The sequence below is a fragment of the Mariniradius saccharolyticus AK6 genome (assembly GCF_000330725.2).
Taxonomy (GTDB): Bacteria; Bacteroidota; Bacteroidia; order Cytophagales; family Cyclobacteriaceae; genus Mariniradius; species Mariniradius saccharolyticus.
Genome location: NZ_AMZY02000010.1, coordinates 110939 through 128968 on the forward strand (window position 1 = coordinate 110939; position 18030 = coordinate 128968).

The 18030-nt window shown below is 46.8% G+C and carries 13 protein-coding genes; 7 read left to right on the forward strand and 6 right to left on the reverse strand.

The window, feature by feature from the left end; all coding sequences use genetic code 11:
* Nucleotides 1-81 precede the first annotated feature (81 nt).
* From C943_RS09735 to C943_RS09745, 3 genes are all read right to left on the reverse strand, one after another.
* Nucleotides 82-294, reverse strand: a complete 213-nt coding sequence (locus C943_RS09735) for a hypothetical protein (RefSeq protein WP_008627144.1) — start codon at nt 292-294, stop codon at nt 82-84.
* Nucleotides 295-540: 246 nt separating this feature from the next.
* The gene (locus C943_RS09740) at nt 541-1236 is read right to left on the reverse strand and encodes an ABC transporter ATP-binding protein (RefSeq protein WP_008627145.1); all 696 of its coding nucleotides are present in this window, start codon (nt 1234-1236) and stop codon (nt 541-543) included.
* Nucleotides 1233-2720, reverse strand: coding sequence for a DUF5687 family protein (locus C943_RS09745; protein ID WP_008627154.1), 1488 nt, complete (start codon nt 2718-2720; stop codon nt 1233-1235). Before C943_RS09745 ends, C943_RS09740 begins: the two co-directional genes overlap by 4 nt.
* A 95-nt stretch (nt 2721-2815) precedes the next feature.
* On the opposite strand from C943_RS09745, the gene C943_RS09750 reads away from it, so the two are divergent.
* Nucleotides 2816-3547 carry a nitroreductase family protein gene (locus C943_RS09750; RefSeq protein WP_008627158.1) on the forward strand — a complete coding sequence of 244 codons (732 nt, stop codon included), beginning with the start codon at nt 2816-2818 and terminating at the stop codon, nt 3545-3547.
* Nucleotides 3548-3685: 138 nt separating this feature from the next.
* On the opposite strand, the gene C943_RS09755 is transcribed toward C943_RS09750, so the two are convergent.
* Nucleotides 3686-4948: a replication-associated recombination protein A gene (locus tag C943_RS09755; RefSeq protein ID WP_040480293.1), complete on the reverse strand. Its 1263-nt coding sequence runs from the start codon at nt 4946-4948 to the stop codon at nt 3686-3688.
* Nucleotides 4949-5155: 207 nt separating this feature from the next.
* Here C943_RS09755 and C943_RS09760 point away from each other — a divergent pair, with 207 nt between their 5' ends.
* Nucleotides 5156-6586 carry an SLC13 family permease gene (locus C943_RS09760; protein ID WP_008627160.1) on the forward strand — a complete coding sequence of 477 codons (1431 nt, stop codon included), beginning with the start codon at nt 5156-5158 and terminating at the stop codon, nt 6584-6586.
* Between the two features lie 2 nt (nt 6587-6588).
* Here the strand turns inward: C943_RS09760 and C943_RS09765 are convergent, their stop codons facing one another.
* On the reverse strand, nt 6589-7509 hold the full coding sequence (locus tag C943_RS09765) for a sugar phosphate isomerase/epimerase family protein (RefSeq protein WP_040480297.1): 921 nt from the start codon (nt 7507-7509) through the stop codon (nt 6589-6591).
* A 375-nt stretch (nt 7510-7884) separates the two neighbouring features.
* On the opposite strand from C943_RS09765, the gene C943_RS09770 reads away from it, so the two are divergent.
* From C943_RS09770 to C943_RS09790, 5 genes are read left to right on the forward strand one after another with little or no spacing between them, the layout of a single operon-like run.
* Nucleotides 7885-8589: a hypothetical protein gene (locus C943_RS09770; RefSeq protein WP_008627163.1), complete on the forward strand. Its 705-nt coding sequence runs from the start codon at nt 7885-7887 to the stop codon at nt 8587-8589.
* Entirely contained in the window at nt 8586-11339 is a 2754-nt protein-coding gene (locus tag C943_RS09775) for a TonB-dependent receptor (RefSeq protein WP_008627164.1), read from the forward strand. Before C943_RS09770 ends, C943_RS09775 begins: the two co-directional genes overlap by 4 nt.
* Nucleotides 11339-12487 carry a DUF4249 domain-containing protein gene (locus C943_RS09780; protein ID WP_008627167.1) on the forward strand — a complete coding sequence of 383 codons (1149 nt, stop codon included), beginning with the start codon at nt 11339-11341 and terminating at the stop codon, nt 12485-12487. Before C943_RS09775 ends, C943_RS09780 begins: the two co-directional genes overlap by 1 nt.
* Before the next feature lie 4 nt (nt 12488-12491).
* Nucleotides 12492-13673: a DUF4249 domain-containing protein gene (locus tag C943_RS09785; protein ID WP_008627168.1), complete on the forward strand. Its 1182-nt coding sequence runs from the start codon at nt 12492-12494 to the stop codon at nt 13671-13673.
* Nucleotide 13674: 1 nt separating this feature from the next.
* Complete coding sequence (locus C943_RS09790) at nt 13675-15279, forward strand: hypothetical protein (protein WP_051069571.1); 1605 nt, start codon at nt 13675-13677, stop codon at nt 15277-15279.
* A gap of 15 nt (nt 15280-15294) precedes the next feature.
* Here the strand turns inward: C943_RS09790 and C943_RS09795 are convergent, their stop codons facing one another.
* Nucleotides 15295-18003, reverse strand: coding sequence for a hypothetical protein (locus C943_RS09795; protein WP_157198500.1), 2709 nt, complete (start codon nt 18001-18003; stop codon nt 15295-15297).
* Nucleotides 18004-18030: the final 27 nt, after the last annotated feature.

The following is an 18030-nucleotide window of genomic DNA, read 5'->3' on the forward strand; positions in this document are numbered from 1 at the left end:
ATGGTTAAAAAATACTCCTTCAATCGTATGGGTCAGCGACAGTCCAAATCGTCTGCCTGATACCCAAATTCCTTTTTTTATTTATAAAAGCAGTGCGCTCTTCAGGCCTGCGGCGATTTTTTTGCTGAATGAACTTTGTACTTCTCTTGCGTCGTCCTTTCTGATCGAAAGGAATGAAGTCCTGTCCCTGATGATGTCCCAAGCCATGTCTTTGGCTTCTCTTTCTGTGCCGGCGTCGGTTTGGATTTGAAACTCGATTCCGTTGATTTCCAATTTGATATAGTACTTTGCCATAACCTAAGTGTTGAAACAGTGAGTGATTTTTTGCGAGATATTTAGATTCAACAGCTTTCGCTGTACCGGGCACTATCAAACTGTCTAAAACATATTTGATGGTTCAAAGTACATTTTTTTATATTTCAAAAGCAAATATTTCACAAAAAAAATTTCCAACTTTTTTCAAAATCCCCATTATTTCAATGTTTTGGGGGTTTTGTCCAAAGTTGGAAATCGTAAAAATTTGGAATCTATTTAAGCCGATCAGGTTCCAAAGTAGCTGTTCAGCGTTTCCACCATGTGTTCTTTTTCCTGCAAATCCTTGATGACCTTCCCTTTTTCGAGCAAGACGATCCTGTCACAGATCTCCGTCACATGGTTGAGGTCATGGCTGGAAATCAGGAAAGTGACCTGCCTATCGGACTTTTCCTGGAGAATCAATTTTTTTAGGCGCACCTGGGAACTAGGGTCCAGGTTTTCGAAAGGCTCATCCAGCATCACAACCTCAGGATTTCCCAGCATGGCAGCCGCAATTCCCACTTTTTTGAGGTTTCCCTTGGAGAGGTCCCGGATGTATTTCTTTTTTCCCTGGATTTCATCATTGAACAATTCCTGGAATTTCTCCAGGTGCAGCTTCAAATCCTCCACGGAGAGTTTGTAGATCTTGCGCAGTGTCTCGAAATACTCGTCCGGCGTCAAATAGGAAAGCAGCATGTGTTCGTCCAAGAATGCACCTACCCTTGATTTCCAGTTTTCCGTTTTGCTCACGTCCATCCCGTCCAGCAATACACCGCCGCCGGTGGGCCTCACGAGATTGAGCATAATCCTGAATAGCGTCGTCTTTCCTGCGCCGTTGTTACCTACCAGCCCAAAGCATTCTCCCTTGGGAATCTGAAGCTCCTCCACATCCAAGACAACCGCGTTCTTGTATTGTTTTTTGAGTCCCTGTACCGATATCATAGTTCTTGTCTAAATGAAGATGAAATTTCGTATTGATTGGCCATTACTTTCCTTACCGCGATTTTGGACAAATAGGGATACGCCACCAAACCCGCTGCACCCACTACGCCCAATGCGAGCAATCCGACATATTGGTCAAAAATCAAGGCAAACGGCAGGTAAATCGCATAGGGTGCCCCCATCATCGGAATGATCATCAGAAACTGGGCGACACCCACGCCTTCGTAATTGAACATTGCACCTTTGTTGAGATCCATGGGTTTGGGTTTCCAAAGTGCAAGGTTGATCACCATATGGATAATCACGCCCACATTGAAAAGAAACGTGGCGATGTGGATCAGCAATATTTCCCAACCAAAAAACACGTAAGGAACCGATGCGAGAAAGCAAATGACTGAAGTACCGATAAAGAGCAGATATTTCCCCTTGACCAAGGCCTCCAATCCGCCTTCTTTCTGCATGTAGAAATCGAAATTGGCGGAATTCCAACTCAGGAAAAGCTGCCCGTACTGAAGCATAAAAATCCCCGTGATAAATGATCCTACGAATACAAACAAGTGGTTGAAGCCCTGTTCAGTTTTGTATTGTGGATTGGCGTAGAAAATCAATCCGTACAACAGGAAAAATCCGGCCAACATGAGATAGGTGCGGCTTTTCTTGTGCCTGATGATCAGTTTCCATTCCAAGTTGGCAAGCTCTCCCGCCAATCCAAACCGGTTAAAAATCCCAAACTCTTGATTGACAAAGCGGACCTGTTCCTCTTCCATCAGGTCTTCGAGATAGGCATTTTGGTAGTAAAACTTGTATGCCAAGTAATACATGCCGAGAAAAACCCCAAAGAGACAAATCACCGGAATAGCCGAAACTAGAGACCAATCAAACAGAGGCTTCACCCAATCGCCCAAATTGAACCAACCGAAATAGGTAGAGCCTGAGGTCAGCAACAAGATGCCAAATATCACCGCGAGGCCTTTCCAACTATCCTCAAACTTTTGCTTGAACCATAGCATCAGCCAATGCAGCGACCAACTGCTCAGACAGACCGAAGCCAGCCAAGAAAACGCCGCAAAACTCCCAAACCTCGGCCCTACCTCTTGAAAGGCAAATGGTGTGAACAGCAGCAGAGCAATCAGACTGAGCGGAGAAACAAATGACCGCCCCAGTAAAAAATGGATGATCCTACTCTTTTTGATCGGCAAGTGCAGAAACCGCTCCAGCTCAATCACAGGAAGTTTCTGGACAAAATACCGATAGATAAACTCAAACAGAAAGAAGAACACCAAGAAGCTCGATAAGGTGGCGTAGGCGTCTTCCTTCTCGAATCCTTTTTCGATTATGACTTTTAGAAATAATCCCAAAGCAAGGACATATCCCAACAACAATACAGCCAAAAACGCCAAGAAAACAGCCACAAGGGCGCTCTTGGCAAAGGCGGTAGAGCGGATTGTTTTCAAAAGCTCAAGTCTGATCAATTCTACAACCATAGCAAAAATGGATTTAATAGGTTTTCAAGTAACTTTAGCGACAATATAGCCAAAGATGGCCATTGCCGTCAACTCACAATATTTAATTTGACCCAATGAAGGAAAATTTACAGGAATCAGGATTTTTCAGTTTGGTGCAGGCACGACGCTCCGTGCGGGTGTTTAACCAAACCGAACCTTTTGATTTTTCGGCTGTAGGCCGCAGTATCGAAGCTGCCGTGCTGGCACCCAACAGTTCCAATATGCAGCTATGGGAGTTTCATCGGGTCAAGGAAACCTCTCCATTGAAGGTGCCCCTAGCCAAACTTTGTATGGGGCAAAAGGCCGCAACCACTGCAAGGGAACTCGTATTGATCGTCACAAGAAGGGATTTGTGGAAAAAAAGGGCGGCTGCCAACTATGCATACATTGATGATTGCTACAAGGACTCCGACCCTGTCAAAAGAAAACGTGGGCTCTCCTACTACAGCAAACTGATTCCGAAACTCTATGCTTGGTACCCGTTATGGTCTCCGGTCAAACAAATTGTCGCTTGGGCCATTGGACTGAAAAGGCCGATGGTGAGGGAAGTCTCCGAGGCAGACGTCCGCGTATCGGTGCACAAAAGTGCCGCCCTGGCAGCGATGACTTTTATGTATGCCATGAAAGCCGAAGGGTACGACACCTGTCCTATGGAAGGATTCGATTCCAAAAGGGTGAAGAAACTGCTCAATCTACCAAAATCCGCTGAAATCAACATGATCATCGGCTGCGGCAAGTCGGCGCCGGATGGCGTCTATGGTCCAAGGTTTAGGGTGCCAATGGAAGATGTTGTGGTGGAATACTAGTTTGGAAGTACGAAGTCGGAAGTTTGATTCAAAAAGCGATACCCAAGCATTGAAAATCGAATGCCATGGACCATCGACCACTGGCTTTAAACTTCCTGTATGCCGAAGTCCCAATCTCAAATTACGAGTCACCGATAGCTAATACCCATATTTCCCCTTCCATCTTTCCTTCAAAAACTTTCTCAATTCATTCTCTCGAGCATTGTTGCCTGGGTCATAGAACTTGGTGTTTTTGAGAGCGTCCGGCAGGAATTCCTGTGCGACAAAGTTGTTTTCGTAGTCATGGGCGTATTGGTAGTTTTTCCCATAGCTCAAATCCTTCATCAACTTGGTCGGCGCGTTGCGCAGGTGCAGCGGCACAGGAAGATCCCCTTTTTCGGCGACTGCGGCTTGGGCTTGGTTGATGGCAAGGTAGGATGCATTACTTTTGGCGGAACTCGCCAAGTAAGTAACACATTGGGCAAGGATAATCCGGGATTCGGGATAGCCGATCATTTTCACAGCCTCGAAGCAGTTGGTAGCGAGCAGGAGCGCATTTGGGTTGGCATTTCCGATATCCTCAGAGGCCAATATCACCAAGCGCCGTGCGATGAATTTGACATCCTCCCCACCTTCGATCATCCGCGCGAGCCAATAAACGGCCGCGTTTGGGTCGGAACCCCGGATGGATTTGATAAAAGCGGAAATAATGTCATAATGCTGCTCGCCCGATTTGTCGTACAAAGCAATCTTTTGTTGGGCGATCTCCGTGACCTTTTTATCGGCGATGATAATTGGCTCTTCCCCGATGCTATCCACAACGATTTCAAACAAATTAAGCAACTTTCTCCCATCCCCGCCGGAAATTCGCAACAAGGCCTCCGTTTCCCTCAGCTCGATTTTCTTACGCTTAAGAAACACGTCCTTTTCCATGGCCTGATGCAGCATGGCCTCCAATTCGCTTTTCCCAAGCGGATTCAGCGTGAAAACCTGACAGCGTGAAAGCAATGCGGCATTGACCTCAAAGGAAGGATTCTCGGTCGTCGCACCAATCAGTCGGATAATACCTTTTTCTACCGCACCAAGTAAGGCATCCTGTTGGGATTTATTGAAGCGGTGGATTTCATCGATAAATAAGACAACCCCAGTCTGGAACTTGGCCTTGTCGATGACTTCGCGAATTTCCTTCACTCCGGACGAAATCGCACTCAGCGTGTAAAATGGCGCCTTGATCTCATTGGCGATGATATTGGCAATCGTAGTCTTGCCGACTCCAGGAGGTCCCCATAAAATCAACGAAGGGATATTGCCCGCACGGATTGCCCTAAAAAGAAAAGAATTGGGACTCGAAAGGTGCTCTTGACCGATCAAATCCTCCAATCGGTGGGGCCGCATCCGTTCGGCAAGGGGAGTCTGTTGCATCGTAGAAATCAATTGATGGGGAGATTTCAAAGGTACAAATTCCCTTGTCAAACCATCAATTTCGCAATTTCAAAACCACGCAATCGGTAGCGAAATAGAGGTTTTTCAATAGGCTATCCTTATTGGTACAAGAACTGCAATTCTTCATGTCAATGATTCAATAGTTTACAGATTTGATTAACTTGACTCGGTCGAAATTGCATTTTTATGTCCCACACGGATTCTCGAAAAGCCTCAATAAGGCTTTATAAAAAACTCAAATACGGTTGGATACTCGCCACCACCACCTTCACGGGAAACTTTATTCTCGCTTTTTTGACCACCTACTTCTTTCGAAGTCTGGGCTATGCCGATGATGTAAATTATGTGTTTTTCTTGGCGATTCTGGCTGTAGGACTTTGGGTAACTGAAGCCATTCCACCTTTTGCGGTGGGCATATTTATTTTCTCAGGACTTTTGCTCGGCTTTGGTACGGACTTGATCCTAGTCGAGCACAAAACACCGGTCGAAATGTATCTCGGCACCTGGACAAGCAACGTGATTTGGTTGCTTTTGGGCGGATTTTTTCTCGCTGAGGGCATGAGTATCGTAGGTTTGGACCGCTCGCTATTTAGGTTTACGATGCGAAAGTTTGGAAATCAGCCCAACCGACTGCTCTTGGGCATCCTGCTTACAACGGGCGTTGCCAGTATGGTCATGTCCAACACCGCCACTACGGCAATGATGGTTTCCTCCATTCTACCCTTGGTAAGGCTTCTCGGCAAAACCTCTCCCTATTCCAAAGCCCTATTGGTAGGGATACCCGCAGCGGCGACACTTGGAGGAATGGGTACCATCATCGGTAGTACACCCAATGCGATCGCTGTCGGCGCACTACAAGAAAAGGGACATTATTTGACATTTGTAGACTGGATGGTTTTTGGTATCCCAATGGCTTTTGTGACTTTGCTGATTTTTTGGCGGTTTTTGGTCAAAACACTAAAACTAGGTGAGGTCACTTTGGACTTGACGGAGTTAGCCAACAAGCCGAAAAGCCCCTTTACATTCGAACGTGGAGCGGTGATTTTTACCCTTGTTATAACGGTCGGCATGTGGCTGACCGAGTCCATACATGGCCTTCCGATTGCTGCGACATCAGGCATTCCCATAGTTCTCTTGACCTTGTTTCAGGTCGTCAAAGCAGAAGATGTGCGGAGGCTTCCATGGGACACGCTGATGCTGGTGGCTGGTGGCTTGGCGCTCGGCATTGCCATGGTGGACGTGGGTCTGACGGATATCATCATGGATGCGATCACGCATTTGGATATCCCATTGGCAGGAGTTGCGGTGATTCTCTCACTCGTCGCAGTTGGTATTTCCAATATCATGAGCAACACCGCGGCTGCGGCGATATTGGTGCCATTGGGGTTATCTTTGCCGGGTGTGTGGGGAATTGTCACACCGCTGGTTGTTTCACTCAGCTGTTCGTGTTCCTTGCTTTTACCCGTTTCTACGCCTGCGAATGCGATTTCCTATTCCACAGGATTGATCGAGCAGAAAAGCTTCTTCCCAAGCGGCTTGTTGATGATGGTTTTGGGGCCGCTGATGGCTTTTGGAACGGTTATGCTTTACACGTATCTGTTTGGCTATTTTTCCTGAAATCAAATGGATTTGACCAAAGCTTTCATTTTATCCAACCCAGTCTTTGCTACTTGAAAAGCATCCTCTTTCCAATAGGTTTGGTTGAAAAGCTCTAAGGAAAGCACTTTCGGCCCACCCATATTTTTCAGGTCGGTCAATATCTGCTTCATCGGTGCCGCTCCGTCACCCGGATACACCCGATCCTTATCTTCCTGTTTTTCCCTTGGAATACTTGAAACAAAATCATTCATGTGAAAAATCTCCACCAAATTCCCATTGAGCATCTTAAGCCCTTCATAGCCCGAACCTCCCCGAAACAAATGGTAAACATCCGGCAATATCCTTGCATCCTTGTCATTGGCAACAGCCGCCACCATAAGCACCTGGCCTAAGTGGTGAAAATACGGGAAGGCGCCCCAAAATTCCAACTGCGGCATTACGCCTGTTTTTCTTCCCAAATCCAGCAAAGCCTTGTAACGCTCGCCTGCCTTGAACAGGTCCAGAGGTGCGGTCACACCTGCCGCAGGTGCAGCAACCCTCGTGCAGCCAAGTGAGGCCAATAGGTTCATTTCCTTTTCCATCTGTTCCATGCCGACCTTTCTTTTGGCATCGTCATCCACCATCCATGGCGCAAATCCAATCGCATTTTCAAAAGTCAATCCAGCATCAGAAATCAATTTCTTCAAACTTGCGGCGGTATTCCCTTGGGAAATAAATTCCTCCAGATCACGGATCCACAATTCTACCCCATCATATCCCGCTCGGGCAGCAATATCCAAATAGCCTTTCAGGCCGGGCTTTTGGCCCATGATGGTGCTGGTATTGAGGCAAAAGCGAAACTCGGATTTTGCTTTTGGGGGCGTTGCTGGTATAGCCGATGTAAGTATCGCAGCACCAGCGCCGAGTCCGATGGATTTTAGGATGTCTCTTCTTGTACTCATGGTTGGAGTATATTGGTTATTGGTTATTGGTTTCTTGTTCAAGGTCCGCCGTTTCTATGATCCATCCAATTCACTTGAAGCGCGATGTAGGCCTCAGAGCGACGGCAAAGGGATTGGTTTTTTTGTTGAACCTAGCCAATCGTCGATCCGAGGCTCCGATAATAGGCGATTGACGCATAGTCCTGCTTTTTGGTTCTTGAATCTTTTTTCCCAAAAAAGAAAATTTCCATTTGCCACAAAAACCCGAATCTGTGCCTTGAAAATAGTTTTTTGCCAAAAGAAAAATCAACCATTTATGTAATTGGGGCGTAAAATGGGAATACTCCAGACAATTATTACCTATCTTATCCTGCCTATTGAACCTAAACCAACCGCATGAAACAAATTTTTACGCTAGCTCTTTTCCTTTTTGGATTTTGGGGAGTCTCGGTTTCACAGGAAGGATCGGTTGCTTCAAATATCTACCAGTCAAATATCCCACTCCACCAGGAGACGATCAGCGGCGGATTCTATGTGGACCCACCACCCAGCATCCAAGGTGATCCTTACTTTTCTTCAAAAAACTTCGAAATCGGCAACCTGACCGTCAACGGGATTACCTACCAAAACGTCCCGCTGCTATATAATATCTATTCCGACGAAATCATTACATTCCATCCTGAGCACAGGCAAAGAGTGCTTATCAAAACAGACAAAATCAACGCGTTTTCTTTTCTGGAGAAGTCAAAATCGAATTTTGTCAAAATTGCCGAGAACCCTGATTACAGTCACCACGGAAACGGATTTTATGAAGTTGTCGCTTCCGGAAAGGTCGACCTACTTGACAAACATTACAAGACTCGGAAAGAAAAACGTGAACTGAGCAAATACACCAGTGAGTTTCTGGAAAAAAATGATTTCTGGTTGCGAAAAGGCGATGAGATGCGTCTTGTGAGAAAGAAAGGTGACGTCTTCGATTTTTTGGACTTGGAAAAAAAAGAGGTACGGAAAATGGCCAAACAGCAAAACTTGATTTTCAAATCCGACAAACGAGCCTACCTGTTAATGGTCGTATCACACTATAACGACCAGAATCCATGAGCATCCGGGCAATCATCTTACTCATCCTCATTGGAATTGGGAGGCTTGGTTTCGCACAGGAAATCAGCCAAGACGGACAGCGCATTACGGGCCTTTTCCCCGGAATCAGCTTCGAACGCTTCGCCAGCCAAATCGAATCAAAGACCGAATTCAGGTTTTACTTCGACGAAAAGGCACTTTCGGAAACCCAGGTCAATATCAGCGCCAAGGAAAATACGCTTTCCCAAATACTGACAGGGATTTTTGAAGGCTCGGAATTCAGGTTTTTCATCGATGAAAGAAAACGGGTATTCATCACTCAAGGAGCTCCCTTGGACAATAGCCTCAACCCGGACTTTTTCAAAACACTCGAAGACCAACAAACCCTCGACAGCCTGCAGCGGCAAAAGGACATCGACAGGGTGTATTCGAGAAACAAGCTCTACATCCTCGGCGAAACGAATCCCAGCAAAACGGGGACCGCAACCCTCCGCGGCAACATCACTTCGCTTGAAAACGGGACGCCCGTCAACGGCGCCATCGTTTTCGAAAAAATCAACTACACCCGCGCTATATCCAACGATAAGGGGAACTATGAAATCAAGTTGCCGACTGGGAGACATGTCCTGTTTATCCAAAACCTCGGCGGTTTTGTGGAGCAGCGCCAAATCAACCTTGTAGGGGACGGGATTCTTGACATTTCCATCGAAGAAAACATTATTTCACTCTCCGAGGTGACGATTTCATCCGAGAAAATGAGCAATATTGGCAGGCCTGAAATGGGCGTACAAAAGCTCAATATCGCCTCGATGAAAAAAATCCCGGCGGTCTTGGGAGAAGTGGACGTCATCCGTAGCATCCTAACACTGCCCGGCGTGCAAACCGTGGGCGAAGCAAGTGTGGGTTTCAACGTCCGAGGAGGTGCGGCCGACCAAAACCTGATTCTCTACAACCATTCGACGATTTACAATCCCTCACACCTTTTTGGACTCTTCTCAGCATTCAACCCAGATCTCGTGGAGTCAGTTGACCTGTACAAGGCCGGCGTGCCCGTCAAATACGGCGGCAGGCTGAGCTCGGTCCTCAATGTCAACGGCAAGTATGGAAATCCCGACAAGGTGACCGTTCGTGGTGGGATTGGTTTGCTGACAGGTCGATTATCAGTCGACGGGCCGCTTGGCCCCAACACCTCATTTTCCCTGGGCGCTCGCTCCACGTATTCCGATTGGCTCTTGAAAATCCTGGAGGAAAACACTGACTTCCAAAATGGAGCGGCCAATTTCTACGACTTTGACCTCCACTTTTCACAAAAAATCGGTCAAAAAAATGTACTTCGGTTCAACGGCTATGGCAGCAGGGACCGCTTCCGATTTGATCCAGATACAACTTTCCAATATCAAAACCAGAATTTCAACCTTGGCTGGACACATTATTTCAACGAAAAGCTGGAAATGGAAGTGGTGCTGGGCAGGGATTCGTATGAGTTTGGAATCGAAGGTCGGGACAATCCCTCCAATGCCTACAACTTTGGATTTGAGATCAAACAGAATTTCGCAAAGGCCAATTTCCGGTATGAATTGGACGAACGGCATACGCTTCAGTTTGGAATCAACGCGCTTCAATACCAACTGAGCCCAGGATCGATAGCGCCCGAGGGGCCGGAATCCATCGTCGTTCCAAAGACAGTAAGTCAGGAACAAGCTTTCGAAACGTCCATCTTCCTCGGCGATGATTTTGAGGTCAATGACAAAATCACGGTCAATTACGGCGCGCGATACGTTTTCTATAGTTTTGTAGGACCCAATACGGTCAACATCTACCAAGAGGGAGTCCCGCGAACCCCGGCTTCCTTGATTGGTGAAAGGACCTATGGGTCGGGTGAAACTATCCAATCCTACAGCGGCCCTGAGTTCAGAATCTCGGGTCGCTATGCGATCAATAATATTTCCTCGGTAAAATTGGGCTACAACACCAATAGGCAGTTTATCCATTTGCTGACCAATAATGCGGCCATCGCGCCGACGGATATCTGGAAACTCAGCGATCCGCATATCAAGCCGCAATGGGGCGATCAGATATCCTTGGGTTACTATCGCAATTTCAAAGTGGACAAATATGAGTTTTCGGTAGAGGCTTACCACCGAAACATGAGAAACCTTATCGACTTCAGGTCAGGTGCGGTTTTGATTTTGAACGAAGCATTGGAACAAAGCGTCCTCAATACCGACGGCAGGGCTTATGGTGCGGAGTTTTTGCTGCGCAAAAACCAAGGAAAACTCAGTGGATGGGTATCATACACTTATTCCCGCTCACTCTTGAGAACGGCCGCTGCCGAAACAGCCGAAAAAATCAACAACGGAGAATGGTATCCAAGCAATTTCGACCAGCCTCACAATGTCGTTTTGGTAACAAATTACGCTTGGAGCAGAAGGTTCAGTACTTCCCTTCTGGGCAATTACAGCACGGGTAGGCCAATCACCTTGCCCGTTGCCAAGTTCAACTATGGCGGTTCGGAGCGGGTATATTTCTCCGAAAGGAACGCCTACAGGATCCCGGATTATTTCCGCTTGGATTTTTCGATGAATATCGAAGGAAACCACAAAGTGCGAAAACTGGCACATTCCTCTTGGTCCATCGGGGTATATAACCTGTTGGGAAGACGTAACCCGTATTCGGTTTACTTCACTCCCGTCAACGGCGTGCTGAAGGGTTATCAGTTGTCGATTTTCGCCGAACCGATTCCATTTATCACTTACAATTTCAGGTTCTGATGGGAAGAAAGCCCGCCCTTTTGTTCGATTTACTGGTCCTGATCGCGATCACAACAGCATGCAGGGACCCATTTGAACCCGAAGTGACGGATGCTGATTTGGGAATATTGGTTGTGGAGGGATTTATTGAAACCAATGGAGCAGAGTCAAAAATCACGCTGAGCAGAACCGCGCCTATCAGCCAGACCGATTTGAGCAGACCAGAAATGGGCGCAAGTCTTAGACTGGTTTCTGAGACAGGAGAAATGTGGCAATTTGCCGAAACAGCCGCGGGCGAATACAAATTGGCGGAGATACTGGACAATAATAAGATATACGAACTGAGCATATCATTGCCCGACGGAAGCGAATTCAAAAGCAAGCCTATGAAACCGATCGTTTCGCCTGAGATCGAAGAGGTCGGATTCCTACGTGATGAATTTGGTGTAGAGATTTTTCTTAGCACCCAGGGTAATGAGGAAGCAGAGTATTTCCTGTGGGAATATAAGGAGCACTGGATATTTTTCCCTGGGGTGATTTCTTTCCTAAAATTCGAAAAAGGACAGGTTTCAACCCGAGGGGAAGACGAGCGGATTGACAGGTGTTGGACTTCGAATATTTTCCCGAAAATCATCCTGCAGGATGCTGCGCGATTTGAAAACAACACAATACTCCAGCGGGAACTAGTCCGCATCCCCAATATGTCCGAAAAGTTGAGCCGTAGATACAGCATTGAGATAACACAAAGGGCATTGGACCGCGAGGCCTATGATTTTTGGGAAATCCTGCGAAAAAACTCTGACGACATTGGAGGGATTTTCAGTCCGCTCCCGTCGATCCTCAAGAGTAACATTATTCCTGCCGAAGGAACTGTACGGGAGGCTATCGGCCACATCAGTATCGGCCAATCATCCAGCAAACGGATTTACATCAACAATGCTGACGTGGCACCATGGCGGGTATTTATACCGGATTACGAGTTCTGCATCATTTTCCCCGACACGATCCCACCCAACCAAGCTGCCCTCGCCTTCAATAACGACACAAGAGTCCCTGCCAGAGAAATTTGGGATGGCCCAGCACTTTTGGGATACCATGCTTCAACCAAACAATGTACAGACTGCACCCTGAGAGGAACAAACAAAGCCCCGGATTTCTGGGAAAATTGAGACGATGAAACGAATTGGAAAAACATATTGCTTACCGATTACCAAGCTGACGGTACTTTGTGCCGCAATTGGGATCGTGCTTTTGGGAGCTTGCCGCGATCCATTTGAGCCTGAAGTAACGGAAACGGATTTGGGGATTTTGGTCGTGGAAGGATTTATCGAAACCAATGGGGAGGAATCCAAGATTATCCTCAGCCGTACTGCTCCCGTCGGACAGTCCAGCCAATTTTCAAAAGAAACGAGGGCATCGGTAAGACTCAATTCTGAATCCGGCGAAACCTGGTTTTTTGAAGAAAAAAACATGGGGGAATACTCGCTCACCGCCACCTTGGACAACAACACCAGGTACCGCTTGGAAATAAACTCTGCAGGTGGGCGTCAATACCTCTCCGAGTGGATGCAGCCCGTCGTCAGTCCTGAAATCGGCGAATTGGGTTTTATACGTGACCAAAACGGAGTGGAAATCTACGTCAGCACCCAAGGCAACGAAGCTGCGCAGTATTTTTTGTGGACATATGAGGAGCATTGGATTTTCCGTCCAGCGGTGAGGACAGTGTTCAAATATAACCCGGAGACAAAGGACGTGGAGCCACGCAGGGACGATGAGCGCATCGATCTTTGCTGGAATTCCAATGTCTTCCCAAAGATCATCCTTCAAAACGCTGCTAGATTTGAAAACAACACCATTCTTCAAAGAGAGTTGGTGCGCATTCGCCCAAATGACGAGCGCTTGATGCAACGGTACAGCATCTTGGTAAAACAACGCGCCATCAACCAAGAGACCTATGATTTTTGGGAAATTTTGAGACGGAACTCTGATGATATCGGAGGCATTTTCAGCCCACTTCCCTCCCTTATCCGCAGCAATATCGAGCCGATTTCAAATCCCGAGGAAACCGTAATCGGCTTTGTCAGTATCGGCCAATCGGCAAGCAAAAGAATATATATCGATAATGCGGATGTGGCACCTTGGCCAGTCACCATTGAGGACTATAAATTTTGCAGGATGGAAACGGACACTATTTTAGTGGCAAACTATTCCTCCGCTTTTGGTTCGGGGCAAAGACTGCCTGCAGCACCAGTGATGGTGGAGACCACCACAATCGGCTTTTACCCCGTCAGGCGAGACTGTGCGGATTGTACGCTCAGGGGCTCCAATGTAAAACCAGAATTTTGGGAGGATTGAGATGAAAATAAAAAAAATAGGTATGCTTTTGGCGTTGACCCTGTGGTCGATATCGACTTTTGCGCAATCCGTGGAACCCGAAATCCTACAGGCGGTCATTGGGCAAAATATCGCCGTCACGGGAGAAAAAGTCTGGTTTTTTGTCGAGGCGAAAGACAAGAACGGCAAAAGCGGCTCAAACATCGGCTATGCCGAACTGGTCAGTCGCAACGGAATTCCTTTATTTCAAACCATTTTCCAATTGTCAAATGGTGAAGCCCAAGGCTATTTGGACATTCCCTCACAGATTGATTCTGACCATTATTTGGTCAGATTTTATACCCGAATCAGCCCGCTGTTAAGTACCAATGGAGTGTGGAACCAGTTCATCACGGTCATCAACCCGAAGTCACAACAGCGAAAAATCACCCAAAATCAAGTTCAAAACAGGTATCAATTCAAACAGCCGAGCACTGACGGCAACTTGGATTCGGCCAAACCAAATTCAAAACTCAACCTTGTAGAGGCCTGGACCGAACAACCTGTCCTCCTGAAATCAGCATTGGTCAATCCCTTTTTGCCAAATAACGCCAAAGGCTATATCGGAGGGGAGATATATGACGCGCTACCGAGTGATTACCCGCTGATTCCTGAGCCGTTTGGACATGTCGTCTATGCAAAAAACCTCCAAGAGTCCCAAAATCCTTCGGAGACGTTTTACCTTTCCGCCCATGGCGAGAAATCATTCTTAAACTCAGCCAAGGCTAAGCCAAACGGCGATTTGTTCTTCGAACTTGGTGCCATGAAAGACTACCGGTTTTTGATCGTCCAATCCAATCAGGCCGAATCACCGATGAGTTTTGCGCTGCAATCACCTTTTGTGCCGCTAAGTTTGAAAAGCGATTTCCATTTCCCACCCTTCGTCGTGGAAGAAAGCCAAAAAGAATTCTTGTTGGATTTGGTGACGGCTTCCAAAGTCACAGCGGCCTACTATCCAAAGCAAACGCTCGAGAATTTCCCCATTGTAGTAGGTTTTGACGAAGACAGAATTTACAGACTCGACGATTATACCCGGTTCGAAACTTTTGAGGTTACGCTGAGGGAATATGTGCCGGAAGTAATGGTCAGACGCCAAAACAAAAAAGCACTGCTGAAAGTCCTTAATAAACCTCTGGGCACGGTATTCAATGAAAATCCATTGGTTTTGCTAGATGGCATGCCCGTGTTTGATATCGATGCGCTCATAGAATTTGATCCGGTGAAGATCGAAAGCATGGAAATCATGGCGCGTGAATTTTTATTCAACCATGAAAAGTTTGACGGGGTGATCAACATCCATTCTTTCAAAAATGATTTTGGCGGATTTGAATTGCCCCCAAATGCGATTTACCTGAATTATCCCCTAATTCAGCAGCCAACGACGCTGGTGTCACCCCAGGTGAATTCCAGTTTGGGAACGGCGCGTTTTCCGGATTTCAGAAATTTGTTGCATTGGGAAATAGATCCAAACAAACCCTCAGCAGTCTTCACCTCCGAGGTCGAAGGCAAATATGAACTGACGCAGGTCTTGCGCGATTCAGATGGCAGATTGAAGCTCGTACAGGAAGAATTTGAGGTGAAAAACTGATTGTACCCAAAATAATCAAAGGGGAACACGGTATTCTATCCATTGGCTACCGTGAATGGAAAAAATGGCATATTCATTCTTCCCTGCGGGCAAATCAATCGCCAGTGGAGAAGTACCGGGCAGTGGTCTTTCCGAGAGCATTTTGCCAGCCAAATCATAGAGATAGATAAACTCCTGCTGCCGGTCGATTACAACCAAGATCTCATTGCTGGGACCAAAGTGGAAATATTGGAAATACAAATCTTTGGCATCGATGCGCTGCGAAAACAGCGTTTGGTAGGACTCATCCAAGACCGTTAATTGATTGAATTCCTGTACGACCAACAGGTATCTCTCATTTTTCGGATCTTTCACCAAGTGGAAGCTGCTCTCGCGGTCAGGTCTTGGCAACTGTGTCCGCTCCGTAATTTCTCCCTGAAAATTAGCCATCACCACTTCCCCATTTGGACTGACGGTCACGATACGAGTTTCCTTGGCAGAATTCCCCTCACGGATTGCATATTGGGTAAGGATTTCGTCAGCAAGCTCAAATGGCGCGCCCGGCTCGTACTCTCCCCTCCTGTTGAACAAATGCCAATATCCCTTACGGTCGATTACAAACATACGGTCACCCAATCCGGGAACCCTGAAATGTGTCGGATTTGACACAATCGGGTCCGGAATCACCTTGGGATTCCAGCCATCCAAAATTTTTCCTTCCCTGTCCAATAAGTAAATCTCCCCGGACGCGCTGGCGAGGAAATACCGATAGTTGCGGTCATTCTCGTAATCCACCAAGTTGAGGTAGGAGATGCTTCCAGTTGGAATATCGACTGGAAAACCCGGCAAAAACTCACCCAAACGATCCACAGCATACAGACTGTTGGCCGTGGCAAAAAGCAGTTGAAGCTTGTTGTTTTTATAGTAATCGATTTGGAAAATGTCCGAAATGATCGGTCCATCTAGCATTTTGGAGAAGACTTCCTCCCCTTCCTCGGTAATCAAGTGCACCTTATCCGATCGATCCTGGACAAGGAATTCCAGACTGGCATCATTGAAATTCCGCAACCCTTTGGGACCGAAAGTCAGCTCTTCTTCGAAGGTAACCGTCTTGATTTCATGCATTGCGAGCTGCTGTTCTGCACCTGTCTTTGTGTCCCGATAGCTAACCTTTCCTGTCAAGAAATGGGAAGAATTCGACACTGAGACCTGAAGGCTAAGCTTTTCGAACTGAAAAGCGACCGCAGCATATTTCTGAAAAAATGCCGCCCACGATGGACTCACGAAATCCATCCATGTCGGCCATGTATTGGAGAAATCCAGCTCCCAATAGGTCTGGAATTGGGATATGTCGCCATTTTCAGAAGGAAATCCGGTCGATGCAATACTTTTGCCATTCCCTGAATCCATTTCGTCCAAATAGCGCTTCAAAACACTGTTGCTGTTGGCCATCAAGATATTTCCTTCCAACACCGTGATGAAGGTATTGGGAAAGCCCGAAAAATTGGCCCGAAACAAATGGGTTGGAAATTGGTCCAAATCGATCATAAAAATTTCCCTTCCCCGATAAAAATCAACGTAGGTTGATCGTTCAATCCCTTCGGCAATTCCAATGACAAAATCCCGCAGCATCTCTGTCTGTCGGGCTGCAGAATCTGTCCGAAAAACAAGGATCCTGTCCCTGCGATCAGAAAACGACTGCCCCATCTCGATCGCCAAATGCATGCCCGTAAACCCCTCCAAAAAACCCCTATCAATCAATTTATTCTCCAACTCACCGGATACCACTGGGTTGAGGACAAGATTTTCCCCCATTATTCCCGACAATTTTGAAATATGATCAAAGCTAAATACCGAGAAAGAAGCGGCGCTATTGGGTACCAAACCAAGCCAATTGGACCAGGTAGCTTCGGAAATATCGGATGTTTCGATCGGAAAACTTGGATCAGAATACAGTTCGCCGGAAAAGCGAATTTCCGATCCGTCTATTTCAGGATGAATAACCGCCGCCAATTTCTCAGGCCAGGCCACGAAGACTTCTCCTCTTCCTTCCTTTCCCAACACGCCTGCAAATCCTTGGACACCGGCTTTGGTCAGAATCAAGGTGACGGGTTCTCGGTTCTTAAAAAGTCTGTCGCCGTAAATATCACCCATGTTTGGAATGGATTCGCTTTGCACGTTTCTTATCGCCTCCTCCAACAAAAATGACGTGAAACTCAAAAGCACCAGGTTGTCGATACGGGCAACCGAAAGCGTCCTGCTGCCGTCCTTCGCCTTGATTTCCCTGATTTCCACGTCACTGTAAAGTCTCGTGGCGGAGACATACCTATTTGAAGTGTTGGATTCAATGATTGACCAAAAATCCTTGAGCGCTTCGTCACTCACTTCCAGTACAAACAGCCAATCCATTTCATCTTTGCCTACTGGCTGTAGAGATGCAAGGAAATTTTTGTTTTTGAGGAATTTTTGCAATCGACCTTGCTGCCCTGCCAAACTATCCAAACCCACCAACATCGATTCCGCATTTCGCACCGCGGGAATGGTCGTCATTTCTTTCCAGAATTTTTGGGAAACCAGCCCATTCCAAAATCCAACCGGATCATCGACACGCAACAGCAACAAGGATTCTTCCGAGGTTGCCTCGAAGGATGACCGCAAAGGCTTTCCGAAAAAATATCGAAAGGCCAAAAAGGCCGAAAGGCCAATCAGCAATATACCCAGACCTACGATAATTCTCCTTTTCAAACCTGACATTGATGATTCCCAATCCGA